The following is a 14,610-nucleotide window of genomic DNA, read 5'->3' as shown; positions in this document are numbered from 1 at the left end:
ATATTGGCTAATTTATTATTTGAGGAAAGGATCAACGAAATACTAGATAATCTTAGGCTTGAAAATGAGCTTGAAAGCACGAAAATTACTTTTTGTACTTTTGACGAACATCATTTTGAAAAACATCAAACCACAGACATCGATGATATCGAATTGAGAGATGACAGGATAAATTGGATATATATCACAGGATTATCAGATACAGATAATTTCATAAAAATGAAAGAAAAATTCAAAATCCATCCTCTTATAATAGAAGACATGTTGGATGTGGAACAAAGGACGAAACTAGAAGCTTATGATGATTATTTGTTCGTGGTAACAGATACTGTGGATTATGATATGTTCAACAGTGTAAAAGAATTGTCGTTTAACCAAGTTTCTTTTGTTTTGAAAGAAAATCTGTTAGTGACTGTAGAGCAAAACAAAACCACATCATTTGACAGGGTTTTGGACAAGTTAGAAAAAATTCCTGTTTTTAGACCGAAAACTACAGATGGACTATTGCTTTTATTAATGGATGCATTTATCGACAACTACTATCAAATTTTTGATATTTTGGGAGAATACATAGATGATTTGGAAGACGTTATGATGACTAATCATGATGACGATATTCTCAGAGAACTTTACACAATGAAGAAAAACCTGATATTTTTGAGGAAGACTTTGTGGCCTTTGCGTTCAGTTATCAATGAAATTTCGAAGTTCAGAGTAAATTTGGTAAGTCACAACACATCTATTTACATGAGAGATTTGTACGATCACATAATCCAAATGCTTGAATTCATAGAAGTGTATCGCGATATGATTAACTCCATGATAGATGCTTTTGACACTAATATCTCCAACAGAACTAACGAAGTAATGATGGTATTGACTGTGTGGTCGACGATATTTTTGCCGTTGACATTCTTAACAGGAGTCTATGGAATGAACTTTAAATATATGCCGGAACTTCAAGGGAAATACGGATATATTTTATTCTGGGTTACTGCTGTTGTGATTACTAGTGTTATGATTTATTATTTTAAAAAGAAAAAATGGATGTAGTATAAAGGAGATTTTATGGAAAACAGTACTTTTTTGGCATCTGATTATGAAAAAGAACAAATTGATGCTATTAAAAAAATACTGCGAGTGTATTTTAGTGGAGATATTGAATTTAGCAAGAATTTTTCTGAGTTGAAACCAAACATAGACAACCAAAATTTGAAAGAAGTTTTGAATGAACTAGATGAAAATATAAACAGAGATGATTTGATAAGATATGTCAATGATATCAACATAATGGCTTATAATGAGGAAAATAGGCTTTGTTTTATGTATGATGCTGACAGGAAATTTACAAAGGAAAGAAAGATTGCACTTGAGAATTATCCACGAGATGAAAACTATGGTTTTTGTATTGAAAAATGGATAAATAAATGCGATAGTATCCTTTCCAATTCGTCGTCTGATTTGCAAAATGCAATCTATAGCACTATGCTTGATATTTGCTGTGAGGAAATGGGTATACTTGTCGTAAGGATATGTGAAGGTGATTTTGATTGGACAGATGATCACGCAATGGAAAAATTGAACGAAATTGTAAGTAATATAAGGAAGGGAGATTTTTGTTAATGAAAGTTATATTAGCAGTAGATAGAAATTTTGCGATAGGAAAAGATGGAGATATGCTTTTTTCAATTCCTGAAGATATGCAAAGGTTCAAAGAATTAACAACTGGAAATATCGTTATAATGGGAAGAAAAACTTTGGAATCTTTGCCGGATTCAAAACCTCTACCAAATAGAACCAACATAATAATTACAAGCAAAGATTTAGACGGTATGCTTTGCGTAAAAAACGAAGAAGAATTGCTACGCACTCTCAAAGAAATCAACCCAGACCACAAAATGACAGAATATTTGATAGGTGGAGCAAACACGATAGAATCATTGATACATTTAGTTGATGAATTCGTAATCACTTATGTTGACGCAGAATTTGAATATGATGCAAAAATCAGAAACTTATTTGAAGATCAAGATTATTATGTAGCGGAGGAATCAGACATCAAAACTTACGAAGGTATGGATTATAGATATATGGTTTTCAAAAGAAAATAAAAAATAAAGCAAACAAACTTCATGCACGAATATCTAGACTACAAAAATTGTTGATTTCTAAATCTTAAAATCCTAAAATCGTAAACCCGCTTCGCTTACGCGATACGATTTGGGACGGATTTTTTCGATTTGAAATCAAAGCAATTTTTTTCGTATGATATTCTTAGCATGAATATGTGTTACTCTTTTGAAATAAACTGGGGATAATTAACCCAGTTTTTTATTGCCCAAATATTAAGATTTGGCAAAGTTATAATTGAGTATAATGTATTGTGATATAATACGGTTACGGAGGTGAGTAAATGCGTTGTCCTAATTGCAATGAAAAAGTGTTAGATACGGTGAATTTTTGTCACAATTGTGGGTTTAATTTGAAAGAATACCGTGAAAGTTTGAATGAACAAAAGGATATAAAAGAACAACCAGAAGATAATCACGCATCTACAGACAAAGATTATTCATATTCAGATGATGTTATGAACATTTTTAATATAAAAAATCGTGAAAAATCAGCTGAAGAACAAAAGGCTGAAGATATCATAAATAAAAATAAAACGGAACACAAGCCTAAAAGGATTGAAGATATTTTTCAAGTGATTAACAAAAACAAATCTCAATATGGAAAGTTCAATCCCGACAAAGAAGTTGAGAAGAAAATAAACCACGAGGAAGAAAAAGAGCCTGAAGAAAATTATGAAAACACGATTTTTATTACCAAAGGTTATGACGAAAAACAAGAAAAAATTAAAAGAGATGAATCGATAAGATTCACTTCGGCAAATGAGTTTACTATTCATAAGTTTGAAGACGAAGATGAAGATGATGACCAATTTATGGATACTTTTGAGGTTAAAAGTAAACAAGTTTTTGACAAAATCAATTTGTTCTTTACTAAAATATTGAAGAAAATGATGGGAGGCACACAACCTTACAGGTTCTCAATGAGACTTGCGGTTGTAGTGTTATCTGCGTTGCCGCTTTTATTCTTTTACATGAATTCTACAAATCACTGGACATTTACTCAAAAATCAAAAGCAATCGTAGTTATGGTTTCGGTGTTGGTTTTGGATGTTTTCCAAAAACTTTTATCCTACAGTCTGGGACTTAAACTAGCAGGAACGAAATTATATCAACCAATCGACAAGGATTTGAGATATAATATCTCAGTTTTACTTTCGGTTATAGAATCTCTAATATTTAGCTTATTTGGTGTTTTAACTGCAGGAGGACTTGTTGGTTTTAGTTCGTCTGTTTTCACGTTCACATTTTTGGGTGCACACGCTTTTATATATCTAATTTCATTGGTAATATTGATATTATTTGCAACAATTATTTTAGTAGATAGATTTGATTACAAAAATCTGTGGAAAGTTTACGGACTTAATGCAGCTGGAATTGTGATAACAAGACTTGTTGTGTTTATGGTCGTTATGACACTTCTTCAAAAAATATTTTTTGGACTTGCTCCGGGATTAATGTAGGTGATTAAATGATTTACACAGTTACTATGAATCCAGCACTTGAATTTGTAAGTGAAGTTTCGGATTTTGAATTTGACAAAAACAATATATCGGATTTTGATTTGATGCTTCCAGCTGGAAAAGGAATAAATGTTTCGAGAGTTTTAAAACAACTTGGACTTCCGACTGTTGCAACTGGATTTGCAGGAGGTTTTACTGGAGAATTTGTAGAAGATTGGCTAAGAAGAGAAGATATCAAATCTGAGTTCATAAGAATTGATGATAATACTAGAATTAATATCAAAATCACAGGTTCTTCGAAAACCGTAATCGAATCAAAAGGACCTAGCATTTCTCATCAAGAACTACAGGAATTGTTATACTATCTATCAAGAGTTAAAGAAGGAGATACTGTGTTTTTGTCCACAGCTTTTCCGAAAAATATAACAGAAACTGTAATCGAAAGAATGATTGCAATTTGCAAAGCCAACAAAGCACAATTCGTACTTGATATAGATGAGTATTATTTGGAGAGATTTGCTAACGAGGGATCATTACTTGAAAAAATAAGTGTAAAATGCTTGGAACATCTCTTTAAAACAAAAATAGATTCAGAATCAGATTTGCTTAAATGGAAAAATGAAATATCTGGTTTAAAATCTAAATTTGTAATAGTGCCTTTTGTAGATAATAAAGTATATTTGTTCCAAAAGAATTCAATCTATGCTTTTGACATAGAACAGATGTTAAACCAAAAAAGAGATTTTGTTATTGACTCAATAATCGCGGGATTTATCGCGACATTTATCAGAACTTCAGATTATGAAAAGTCTTTTGAAATGGCAAATGCCTGTGCGCTAGCTTCGTTGAAGACCAAGGATTTGCCGAAAAAATTCCAAATAGATGATTGCTTTAAAGATATTAATATAATAAAAATAGACTAAAATAAAAAAACAAGGCGTTGAATTTAATTCATACCTTGTTTTTTTATGTTGTAATAAATTAAGAAATGGAGATTTAATTGAAAATGAAAAAGTTTTCAATAATTAAATATATTTTACCATTTCAATATAACGAATGCAAGCTTTTTGTTACATTTTTTAAAAATTAATAAATTTGTAAATAGGCTCATGATTATCATTACTTTATCATAATAAAGGAAATAAGTCAAGTCATTTTTATGCAAAAATTGATTTTATTTTCTTCTTGAAACCAACTTTAGAAATGAATAAAAATAATTTGATTTTATTTTCATAATAAGCATAAAACGGCATAGAGTCAATACGATAACGAAATCACAAATTTTATTTTTGTGAGCAAAAAGTGTAATTTAATTCGAAAAAGCACGAAAAAACTGTATTTTATACTGAAATTTTAAATTTAAAAATAAATAATAATTGACAAATCCATTTTATGTCACTATAATGAGATAAAGTATTATTTATTATTCATACATAAATCATACGAAAAATAAACTGAAAGGAGAATAAGATGTCTGCTAATAAGAAAATATTGGAAGTTAATAATATGCATACAGCTTTTAGAATAAAAGACGATTATTATGACGCCGTAGACGATGTTTCATTTGAATTGTATGAAAATGAAGTGTTAGCTATGGTTGGCGAATCTGGTTGTGGCAAATCTACACTTGCTACTACAATTATGGGTTTACATAATATGAATTACACTCAAATTAGCGGTGAAGTTATATATAACGGCGAAAATATTTTGAATTATACAGAAGCTCAATTCAATGAGTTGAGAGGTGGAGAAATTGGTATGATATTCCAAGATCCATTGGCATCTCTTAACCCATTAATGAGAATTGGCGAACAAATTGAAGAAGCTTTGTTGTATCACACTGATTTGGACAAAAAACAACGTCAAGCAAAAGCTATTGATCTTCTAAAAAAAGTAGGGATTGAAAATGCTGAAGTTATAGCAAGACAATTTCCTCATCAATTATCAGGAGGTATGAGACAAAGAGTAATCATTGCGATTGCTTTGAGTTGTAAGCCTCATGTTTTGATAGCTGATGAGCCAACTACTGCACTTGATGTTACAATTCAAGCACAAATTCTAGATTTAATAAAAGAATTACAAAATCAAATGAATTCAGGAATTATATTGATAACCCATGATTTAGGAGTTGTAGCACAGACCGCTGATAGAGTTTGCGTAATGTATGCAGGTCAGATCGTTGAGATTGCACCTGTGGATGAGTTGTTCAGTAACCCACTTCACCCATATACTAGAAGCTTATTAAATTCCATTCCGCAAGCAGATAATGAATCTGATCAGTTACACGTAATAGAAGGTATGGTTCCTTCATTAAAAGATTTACCAAGAAAAGGATGCAGATTTGCACCTCGTATTCCTTGGATAGACGATTCAGAACATGAAGAAAACCCAGTATTACATGATGTTGGCAATGGACACTTAGTTCGTTGTACATGCTGGAAGAACTTCCATTTTAAAGACGAATAGGAGGAAAATATGGGATTTTTAGAAGTTAAAAATTTGAAAGTTCATTATCCAATTCGTGGTGGATTTTTTAATACAATTCAAGACTATATTAAAGCCGTTGATGGAGTTGATATGGATATTGAACAAGGAAAAACTTATGGATTGATTGGAGAGTCAGGTTCTGGGAAGTCAACTATCGGAAAAGCTATAGTAGGACTCGAAAAGATTACAGATGGACACATTTTGTACGAAGGAAAAGATGTTACAAGTAGATCTTACAGAAAAAAGATTAACTACAATCAAGATGTTCAAATGATTTTCCAAGACTCAATGAGTTCGCTTGATCCTAAAAAAAGAATTTTGGATATAATCGCTGAACCAATCAGAAATTTTGAAAAACTTACACCTAAAGAAGAAAAAGAAAAGGTGTTTAAATTATTAGACATAGTTGGACTTAACGAAAGTGCAATTTACAAATATCCATTTGAATTCTCAGGTGGTCAAAGACAAAGAATTGGTGTTGCAAGAGCTGTTGCATGTAACCCAAGATTGATAGTTGCAGACGAACCAGTTAGTGCACTTGACTTATCAGTTCAAGCGCAAGTATTAAACTACATGAAGTTGATTCAACAAGAGTTTAATCTAAGCTACATTTTCATCTCTCACGATTTGGGGGTTGTAAGACACATGTGTGATTACATTTATATTATGCATAACGGCAAATTTGTGGAAACTGGTAATCGTGAAGAGTTATACTCTGATCCTCAACATATTTACACAAAAAGACTTATCGCAGCGATTCCTCAAATCGAACCAAATAGAAGAAAAGAGCTTAGAGATGCTAGACAAGCTATTGAAAAGAAGTTTGATGAACAAAAAAATGTCTACTACGATGAAAATGGATCGGTGTACGATTTGACGAAATACAAAGATTCTCATTATGTAGCAGCTAGAAAGGGGGAAATATAATATGACTAAAACAATAATCAGAAGATTTTTAATAATGATTCCTCAATTGATAGTGTTAAGTTTATTTATATTCTTTGTAGCTCAAAAGATGCCAGGGGATCCTTTTACAGGGAAAATCACACCAAGTACTGGTAACTCAAAGGTTGAAGAAGAACTTAAAATAAAATCTGGATTTTACGATCCATGGTATGTGAAATATAAGAGATGGGTTGGAAATGCACTTCAAGGAGATTTTGGAGATTCTTATACTCAAAAGCTACCAGTGAAAGACGTTATTGGTCAAAGAGCTAAGAATACATTCTTCTTATCATTGTTTTCATTAATAATAATGTATGCAATTGCTATTCCTCTAGGAATAAACGCAGGTAGATACAGTGGATCGGCATTCGATCAGGGGGTTAACTTATATAACTTCTTGGCATTAGCTACCCCAGGGTTCGTATTTTACTTGATAATGCTTTTAATATTCGGATACAAGTTAGGATGGTTTCCAACAAGTGGTATCATAAGTCTTGAAGCATCAGCAAAAGGTGGCATGGCAGCGGTATTAAGTAGATTTTATCATATGCTACTTCCTGCAATATCATATGCACTTCTTACAACTATTGGAACTATTCAATATTTGAGAAATGAAGTTGTAGATGCAAAAAGTCAAGACTACGTAAGAACTGCAAGAGCAAAAGGGGTTCCTATTAAAAAAGTTTATAGTAAACACATTTTTAGAAACTCACTTTTACCAATAGCTGCATTCTTCGGATTCCAAATCACAGGTTTGTTAGCTGGTTCTATCATGATTGAAACAATTTTCGGATATCAAGGAATGGGTTCATTATTCGTTGACTGTATTAACCAAAGGGACTACTCAGTTATGACAGCTCTTGTAATGATTTATGGTTTCTTGACACTTTGCGGTTCATTATTAAGTGATATTATCATGAGTATAGTGGACCCTAGAATAAGGATAGATTAGGAGGTTTTTATGAAAGAAGTAAAAGTAACAGAAGAAAAGCTTGAAGAATATAAAGACCTTGCAAAAGATAATCCTACTGGATTTAAAGTAATTGTTAATGAATTCAAAAAAGATAAACTAGCTATAGTGTCATTGGTGGTATTAGCAGTTTTGTGGATAGGAATTTTCGTGGGAGCGATGTTACTTGATAAGGAACAAGTAATGAAAGTTGACATACTTAATTCATACGTAAGACCTGGAGAAGCTGGACACATACTAGGAACTGACCAAGGTGGTAGGGATTTATTTGGACAATTAATTATTGGAGCGAGAAACTCAATTGTAATAGGAATCGCCGTGACAATACTTACATCTGTAATAGGAATAGTTGTAGGTTTATTGATAGGATATTACGGAGGATGGTTGGACAATATTATAATGAGAATTATAGACTTCATACAAATTCTTCCAACAATGATGATTATTATAGTTTTCGTAACAATTGTTCCAAAATATTCGATGTTTACATTCGTAATGATATTTACGGTGTTCTACTGGACAGGGATGGCAAGACTTGTCAGATCGAAAGCTCTTGCGGAAAGTAAAAAAGACTACGTAAATGCTTCTAAAACAATGGGAACTAGCGATTTGAAGACGATGTTTACAGGAATTTTGCCAAATATTTCTTCAATATTAATTGTAGACATGACATTAAGTTTCGCCGGTAACATCGGTATTGAAACAGGACTTAGCTTTCTAGGTTTCGGGCTTCCACCATCAGATCCATCACTTGGAACTTTGGTATCATTAGCCAGAAAGCCAGAAGTTATTCAAGATAAATTATATGTATGGTTACCTGCATCATTATTGATATTAGTAATGATGTTGTGTATAAATTATATCGGTCAAGCATTAAGAAGAGCTTCCGATGCAAAACAAAGGAAAGGATAAGGGTGAAAATAATGAAAAAGAAGTTTAAATCATTATTGGCAATCTTTTTAGTATTGGCATTCGTACTTACTGGATGTGGAAATTCTAAGAAAGATAGCGGAAAATCGTCAGATTCTGGTTCAAAACAAGAATCTAGTACAGGCAAAAATGAAAACGCAGAAAACAAAGGCAACATAGTCGGAGAACAAATGGGCGGCGGTGTTCTTGTTGAAAATGAAGGCGAACCAATTAAAGGTGGTACATTTAGAGTAGGTATTCCTACAGATTCACCATTTAAAGGTATATTCAATAATACACTACAAGACGATAACATCGACTGGACAATCATTGGACCTACAATGTACGGTTCAGCAAATAATGGAGAAAGTTTGGAATTGAGAGATTCTGGAGCTGAAAAATTTGAATGGGATGAAAAAGCAAAAACTGCTACTATCAAATTATCAGACTCATTCAAATGGAATGATGGGAAACCAGTTACTGCAAAAGACATTATCATCAACTACTTAATCATTGGACACAAGGATTATCCTGGTGTACGTTATGATGATGATATGATGAACATCGTTGGTATGGAAGAATATCACGCTGGAAAAACACAAGACATCGCTGGTGTTAAAGAAATTGATGAAAAAACAGTTCAAATTTCATTTAAAGAATGGAAACCTTCAATTAAATGGGGTGCTGGTATTTGGGCTGAACCAACTAATTATGAACAAGTAAAAGACATAGCTATAAAAGACATAATTTCTTCTGATCCAATCAGAAAGAACCCTAAATCAGCTGGACCTTTCTACATTTCAAATGTAGTTCCAGGACAATCAGTTGAATTTAGTGCTAACGAACACTTCTGGGGTGGAAAACCTAAAATCGATAAAGTTGTAATGGAAGTAGTTCCAACATCACAAATTTTAGCATCATTAAAATCTGGTAAATACGACTATATCGCAGGTGGAGCACCTTCAGATACATTCAAAGAAATATCAGAATTAAAAGGATACAAAGTTGCAAGAATGCAAGACATGGCATACACTTACCTAGGATTTAAATTAGGTAAATGGGACAAAGCTAAAGGCGAAGTTGTTGTAGATCCTAATGCTAAGATGGCAGATGTAAACCTACGTAAAGCAATGGGTTACGCAATCGACAACAACGCAGTTGGTGAAAAATTCTATCAAGGATACAGATCACAAGCGACATCAGTTGTTCTTCCTATATTTAAAGATTACTTTAACACTGAATTAAAAGGATACAATTTTGACCAAGAAAAAGCTAAAAAATTGTTAGATGAAGCTGGATACAAAGACGTAGACAATGATGGAATAAGAGAAGACAAAAACGGTAAACCATTTGTAATTAAATTCGCATCAATGTCAGGTGGAGAAATCGCAGAACCATTGTCAGCATACTATATCCAATGCTGGAAAGAAATTGGATTGAATGTTGAGTTGACAGGCGGAAGATTGATAGAATTCAACGCATTCTACGACAAGCTTAAAAATGATGACCCTGAAGTTGACGTATTCCAAGGAGCTTGGGCTGTAGGTACTAACCCTGACCCATCAGGATTATTCAGTAAGAATGCATCATTTAACTACTACAGATATACTAATCCAGAAATGCAACAAGCATTGGATAAGATAGCTGATGGTAAATCATCTGATGAAGAAAGAGCACAAGCTTACAAAGATTTTGCAAAAGTTATGGAAGACAATGTACCATTGATTCCAACACTTTACAGAGAATCATTGACTCCAATCAACAAGAGAGTTAAAAAGTTTGATACAAGATATGTTCAAGATATGAACAAAGACGACTTCAGATGGAATGAAATCGAACTTACAGCAGACCAACCAATGAAAGAATAATAGTTTTAAATTAGTGGGGTGTAAATTTGCGCTCCACTTTTTTCTATGTAAAATATGTAAAAATACGTAAAATATAACGTTTTCGTTTATTGACTTATTCTAGCTTATTCATTAGAATATTAGAGAGGTGTAATGAATGAAGCAGAAAAATATTATTGCTGTAGTTTTGGTAACTGTAGTAATATTTGTTGGAGCTTTTGTAGGATTAAATATTTTAAATTCATCAAAGGCAGAAAAATTAGATAAATTGGCTCACCAATGTATAGTAGATGGCGAATACCAAAAAGCTGTAGATTATTATAGTGAGTTATACGATAGAACAAACGATGGATCTTATATAGATAAAAAACGTGAAGCTGTTGAACTTTTGTCTTCTAAGAATAATTACGATTATGGTGTGAATTATTTAAAGGAAATGAAGTATGTCGATGCAGCAAAAAGTTTCTTGAAAGTAAGCAACAAAGATAGCGTCAATTATCAAAAAGCGCAACAAAGATTGCAAGAAAGCACACAAGCTGTGATAATTGCAAGTGATTCATTTGTAGAAGATGACAACTTTGATGCAAGTTTGAATATGTTAAACTCATACGCACGTGTAATGCCACACGAAACTATTGTTATCGACAAGATAAAAGAAGTTGAAAAAGCAAAAAATCAATACAACGAGAAAAAGCAAGAAGAAGAAAAGCAACGTGCATTGTCTGAGAAAAAAGAAAAAGAAGCCAGAGAAAAAGCTGAAAAACTTGCAAATGAATCAGCAGAAGAATTAAAGAAAGAAAAAGAAAGCACAAAACAACCGGATAAAAAAGATGAAAGTTATGAAACTGATGATAACAAAAGACTTATTGATTTGTGCATTCGTTTAGTTGGCAAAACTTATTTGGTAACTACAGATAATGCCAAAATTTACGAAGAACCAAGCAATAAATCAGAAGTGATTTCCTCAATACCTATGGGAAGTGAAGTGTACATTTATGAAGCAAAACCAGATTCAGGTCAAAGAGTATGGTGTCATGCGATAATAAAAAGTGCAGATTCACTAAAATCATACGATGCGTGGATATCATCGAACAACTTAGAAATTAACGATTAAGCTCTCAATAATGAGGGCTTTTTGCAAATTGCAAACCTTCATGCACGAACATCGGACTCAAAAAATTTGTGATTTCTAAAATTCAATCTTCTAAAATCCGTAACTCGCATTCGCTCAAACAGACGGATTTTTCAACGAAGATTTTCAATTTGAAATCAATTAAATTTTTATCGTATGATGTTCTTAGCATTACGGTTTGCAAGTTATAATTGAAACTGCTCTCAATAATGAGGGCTTTTTTAGTAGAAAGGGGTGTGTTATGGATTTAAATTTTTTGCATTTTGATTTGGATGCTTTCTTTGCCTCTTGTGAAATTCTGGATAATCCAAAATTGAAACACGTCCCAATGGTTGTCGGTGGTAAAAGTCAGAGAGGAATAATTACTACTGCGAACTACGAAGCTAGAAAGTACGGATTGCATTCTGCAATGCCAATATTTCAAGCAAAAAAGATCGTTCCAAATCTTGTTATAGTTACTCCAGATTTTGAAAAATACAGAAGAAATAGCGAGAAAGTTTTCAAGGTTTTGTCGGCATTTTCGACTAAAATTCAAAAGATGAGTATAGATGAAGGTTGCATGGATATTTCTCATATAGATATGGATAGGTTGGAACTGGCAAATCTAATACAAGAAAATGTCAGGATAAAAACGGGATTGTCTATTTCTATAGGAATTAGCTACAATATGAGCCTTGCAAAGCTTGCATCAGATTGGAACAAGCCTCATGGAATCAAAATTATCACACAAGATGATATTCCAGATATTTTGATGGACTTAAATGTGGGAAAAATTCAAGGAATTGGCAGAAAATCTGAGGAAAAACTAAATAATATTGGGATAAAAAAAGTATGCGATTTGTACGATTTATCCAGAAATAATTTGAGAGAATTATTTGGTAAATTTGGCGAAGTGATTTACGATAGAATTCGTGGTATTGACGATAGACAGTTGGATTTGTCAAGAATTAGAAAATCTATTGGAGTGGAGTACACTTTTGAAAGAGATTTGAAAAATTACAATGAATTACTAAAGAAAGCCAGTGAATTCAGCGAAGAATTGGCAGAAGATCTTCATAAGAAAAATATTAAAGCGAAAACAATTAGGATTAAAATAAAGCTTAGCGATTTTTCGGTGATTACAAAATCAATGACTCTTGATGAATACATTTGTGATGTCAAGGATATTTATAGGATTGTGAAGTATCTTGTGGTTAACACTAAAATTGAAAAGCCTGTCAGACTTTTTGGGATTACTGCTGCAAACCTTAGCGACACGACTTTTGAGCAGTTAAAATTTTTATAGTAAAAAACTTTACATAATACCTTGCAATATGTACTACTGTGTATTATAATGTAATCAGGAGGTAAGATATGAACACACAATTAAAAAAAGGGATTTTAGAATTATGTGTCTTATCGGTTATATCTAAACAAGACAGCTACGGATACGAAATTATAGATCAGATAAAAGATAAGATACCAATGAGCGAAGGAACGATTTATCCTATGCTTAGAAGATTGAAAAACGACAAATACTTGGAAGATTACACTGAACAATCAGAGTCAGGTCCATCTAGAAAATACTATAAGATAACAGACGAAGGAAAAACTTATTTGCACTCACAACTTGAAGATTATAAAAAATTGGTTGAAAGTGTTAAGACCTTGTTAGAGGAGGGTTTTTAAATGAATAAAGAACAATTTATGGAACTTTTAGATTATTATTTCAGAAATGTCGACGAAACAACTTACAGAGAAATAAAGAATGATTACGAAGAACATTTTAGAATCGGCGTTGAAAACGGAAAAACTGAAGAAGAGATTTCAACTGAATTAGGTAATCCAAGAGAGATATTCAACGAATGTAAAGAAGCTGGAATCATCAGAGAAAACAACTTATTTGGTATGTTTAACTTGGATAGCATTGGTGATTTCTTTAATTCTAAAATTTTTGACCAATCTAAAGACAAAGACTATGATTTGTCACAACAAACATTGGAATTTGACAATGATTTTCACAGAATTGAAGTTAAATCGAATGCGGACATAGATGTGTCAACTCACGAATTGGATAAAATAATCGTAACTTACACTACAACTGATGAAACACAAAAGTTAGATGTAGATTATATGAATCACGTGTTGAAGCTTGGTAAAGTTAAAATGGAAAAATTCTTCCAAAAAAGTTTCATCAAATCAATTTCTATCAAAATTCCACAAGACAGTGATTTGGGATTAAACATTGCGACAGCAAGTGGAGATGTAAATGTAGATGTTATTAGTAATGATGTTACTTGCAACACTTCAAGTGGTGATGTAAATATCACTACACAATCGAACAATGTAAATGTCAACACTGCAAGTGGAGATGTTCAAGTTTCCAAATGCAAAAAAGAAATTTACGTTAATACTGTAAGCGGTGATGTGAAGGTGAATTCTGAAAATCCAGAAATCACAGTGAACACTGTAAGTGGCGATATCGAAATCGATGTGAACGAAAACAAAGATTTGAATGTGAGAGGTGTATCTAGCGATATTAATATCCATATCAAAGAAAAGAAAGGTTCTATAGAACTTAGAACTGTTAGCGGTGAAATTCAAATTGATAGTTACTACAAAGATAGTTCGAAAAAAATCAGTAAATCTCACGACCAATCATTCTCAAATGATGAAATCGAAATAAGTGCTGCAACAGTTAGTGGAGATATTACTGTAGATTAGAATCTAAATAGACTGCAATGATTTT

General features: G+C 32.4%; 14 protein-coding genes. All 14 read left to right on the top strand.

Annotated features, from left to right (window positions below; translation table 11 throughout):
* The first annotated feature begins 3 nt into the window (after positions 1-3).
* The 14 genes from corA (at position 4) to GKG00_RS01360 (ending at position 14,585) form a co-directional block, all read left to right on the top strand.
* On the top strand, positions 4-1,053 hold the full coding sequence (gene corA, locus GKG00_RS01425; protein ID WP_154253894.1) for a magnesium/cobalt transporter CorA: 1,050 nt from the start codon (positions 4-6) through the stop codon (positions 1,051-1,053).
* Positions 1,054-1,068: 15 nt separating this feature from the next.
* Entirely contained in the window at positions 1,069-1,623 is a 555-nt protein-coding gene (locus GKG00_RS01420; RefSeq protein ID WP_154253892.1) for a hypothetical protein, read from the top strand.
* Positions 1,623-2,111, top strand: coding sequence for a dihydrofolate reductase (locus tag GKG00_RS01415; protein WP_241673631.1), 489 nt, complete (start codon positions 1,623-1,625; stop codon positions 2,109-2,111). The genes GKG00_RS01420 and GKG00_RS01415 overlap by 1 nt, the downstream gene beginning before the upstream one ends.
* 302 nt (positions 2,112-2,413) lie before the next feature.
* Positions 2,414-3,592 (top strand): zinc ribbon domain-containing protein, encoded by a 1,179-nt coding sequence (locus GKG00_RS01410; protein ID WP_154253889.1) that lies wholly within the window; start codon positions 2,414-2,416, stop codon positions 3,590-3,592.
* Positions 3,593-3,600: 8 nt separating this feature from the next.
* Positions 3,601-4,515, top strand: coding sequence for a PfkB family carbohydrate kinase (locus GKG00_RS01405; RefSeq protein ID WP_154253887.1), 915 nt, complete (start codon positions 3,601-3,603; stop codon positions 4,513-4,515).
* A 547-nt stretch (positions 4,516-5,062) separates the two neighbouring features.
* A complete protein-coding gene (locus GKG00_RS01400; RefSeq protein ID WP_154253885.1) occupies positions 5,063-6,058 on the top strand; it encodes an ABC transporter ATP-binding protein in 996 nt (331 codons plus the stop codon).
* A 9-nt stretch (positions 6,059-6,067) separates the two neighbouring features.
* Positions 6,068-7,006 carry an ATP-binding cassette domain-containing protein gene (locus GKG00_RS01395; RefSeq protein ID WP_154253883.1) on the top strand — a complete coding sequence of 313 codons (939 nt, stop codon included), beginning with the start codon at positions 6,068-6,070 and terminating at the stop codon, positions 7,004-7,006.
* Between the two features lies 1 nt (position 7,007).
* Positions 7,008-7,976, top strand: a complete 969-nt coding sequence (locus GKG00_RS01390; protein WP_094207571.1) for an ABC transporter permease — start codon at positions 7,008-7,010, stop codon at positions 7,974-7,976.
* A gap of 9 nt (positions 7,977-7,985) precedes the next feature.
* Entirely contained in the window at positions 7,986-8,906 is a 921-nt protein-coding gene (locus tag GKG00_RS01385) for an ABC transporter permease (protein ID WP_094210215.1), read from the top strand.
* Positions 8,907-8,917: 11 nt separating this feature from the next.
* Complete coding sequence (locus GKG00_RS01380; RefSeq protein ID WP_154253882.1) at positions 8,918-10,771, top strand: oligopeptide ABC transporter substrate-binding protein; 1,854 nt, start codon at positions 8,918-8,920, stop codon at positions 10,769-10,771.
* A gap of 136 nt (positions 10,772-10,907) precedes the next feature.
* A complete protein-coding gene (locus tag GKG00_RS01375; protein ID WP_154253881.1) occupies positions 10,908-11,864 on the top strand; it encodes an SH3 domain-containing protein in 957 nt (318 codons plus the stop codon).
* A gap of 259 nt (positions 11,865-12,123) precedes the next feature.
* Positions 12,124-13,167: a DNA polymerase IV gene (locus tag GKG00_RS01370; RefSeq protein WP_154253880.1), complete on the top strand. Its 1,044-nt coding sequence runs from the start codon at positions 12,124-12,126 to the stop codon at positions 13,165-13,167.
* A gap of 68 nt (positions 13,168-13,235) precedes the next feature.
* Complete coding sequence (locus GKG00_RS01365; RefSeq protein ID WP_094205238.1) at positions 13,236-13,550, top strand: PadR family transcriptional regulator; 315 nt, start codon at positions 13,236-13,238, stop codon at positions 13,548-13,550.
* Positions 13,551-14,585 carry a DUF4097 family beta strand repeat-containing protein gene (locus GKG00_RS01360; protein WP_002835631.1) on the top strand — a complete coding sequence of 345 codons (1,035 nt, stop codon included), beginning with the start codon at positions 13,551-13,553 and terminating at the stop codon, positions 14,583-14,585.
* The last annotated feature ends 25 nt before the right edge of the window (positions 14,586-14,610 follow it).

The organism is Finegoldia sp. BIOML-A1 (genome assembly GCF_009678325.1).
Taxonomy (GTDB): Bacteria; Bacillota; Clostridia; order Tissierellales; family Peptoniphilaceae; genus Finegoldia; species Finegoldia magna.
This window is presented reverse-complemented; position numbering and strand designations above follow the sequence as displayed.

What these genes read in the sequence shown, in the direction of transcription:
- GKG00_RS01420 (WP_154253892.1), top strand. Translation starts at nt 1,069, where the DNA reads ATGGAAAACAGTACTTTTTTGGCATCTGATTATGAAAAAGAACAAATT.
- GKG00_RS01415 (WP_241673631.1), top strand. Translation starts at nt 1,623, where the DNA reads ATGAAAGTTATATTAGCAGTAGATAGAAATTTTGCGATAGGAAAAGAT.
- GKG00_RS01410 (WP_154253889.1), top strand. Translation starts at nt 2,414, where the DNA reads ATGCGTTGTCCTAATTGCAATGAAAAAGTGTTAGATACGGTGAATTTT.
- GKG00_RS01405 (WP_154253887.1), top strand. Translation starts at nt 3,601, where the DNA reads ATGATTTACACAGTTACTATGAATCCAGCACTTGAATTTGTAAGTGAA.
- GKG00_RS01400 (WP_154253885.1), top strand. Translation starts at nt 5,063, where the DNA reads ATGTCTGCTAATAAGAAAATATTGGAAGTTAATAATATGCATACAGCT.
- GKG00_RS01395 (WP_154253883.1), top strand. Translation starts at nt 6,068, where the DNA reads ATGGGATTTTTAGAAGTTAAAAATTTGAAAGTTCATTATCCAATTCGT.
- GKG00_RS01390 (WP_094207571.1), top strand. Translation starts at nt 7,008, where the DNA reads ATGACTAAAACAATAATCAGAAGATTTTTAATAATGATTCCTCAATTG.
- GKG00_RS01385 (WP_094210215.1), top strand. Translation starts at nt 7,986, where the DNA reads ATGAAAGAAGTAAAAGTAACAGAAGAAAAGCTTGAAGAATATAAAGAC.
- GKG00_RS01380 (WP_154253882.1), top strand. Translation starts at nt 8,918, where the DNA reads ATGAAAAAGAAGTTTAAATCATTATTGGCAATCTTTTTAGTATTGGCA.
- GKG00_RS01375 (WP_154253881.1), top strand. Translation starts at nt 10,908, where the DNA reads ATGAAGCAGAAAAATATTATTGCTGTAGTTTTGGTAACTGTAGTAATA.
- GKG00_RS01370 (WP_154253880.1), top strand. Translation starts at nt 12,124, where the DNA reads ATGGATTTAAATTTTTTGCATTTTGATTTGGATGCTTTCTTTGCCTCT.
- GKG00_RS01365 (WP_094205238.1), top strand. Translation starts at nt 13,236, where the DNA reads ATGAACACACAATTAAAAAAAGGGATTTTAGAATTATGTGTCTTATCG.
- GKG00_RS01360 (WP_002835631.1), top strand. Translation starts at nt 13,551, where the DNA reads ATGAATAAAGAACAATTTATGGAACTTTTAGATTATTATTTCAGAAAT.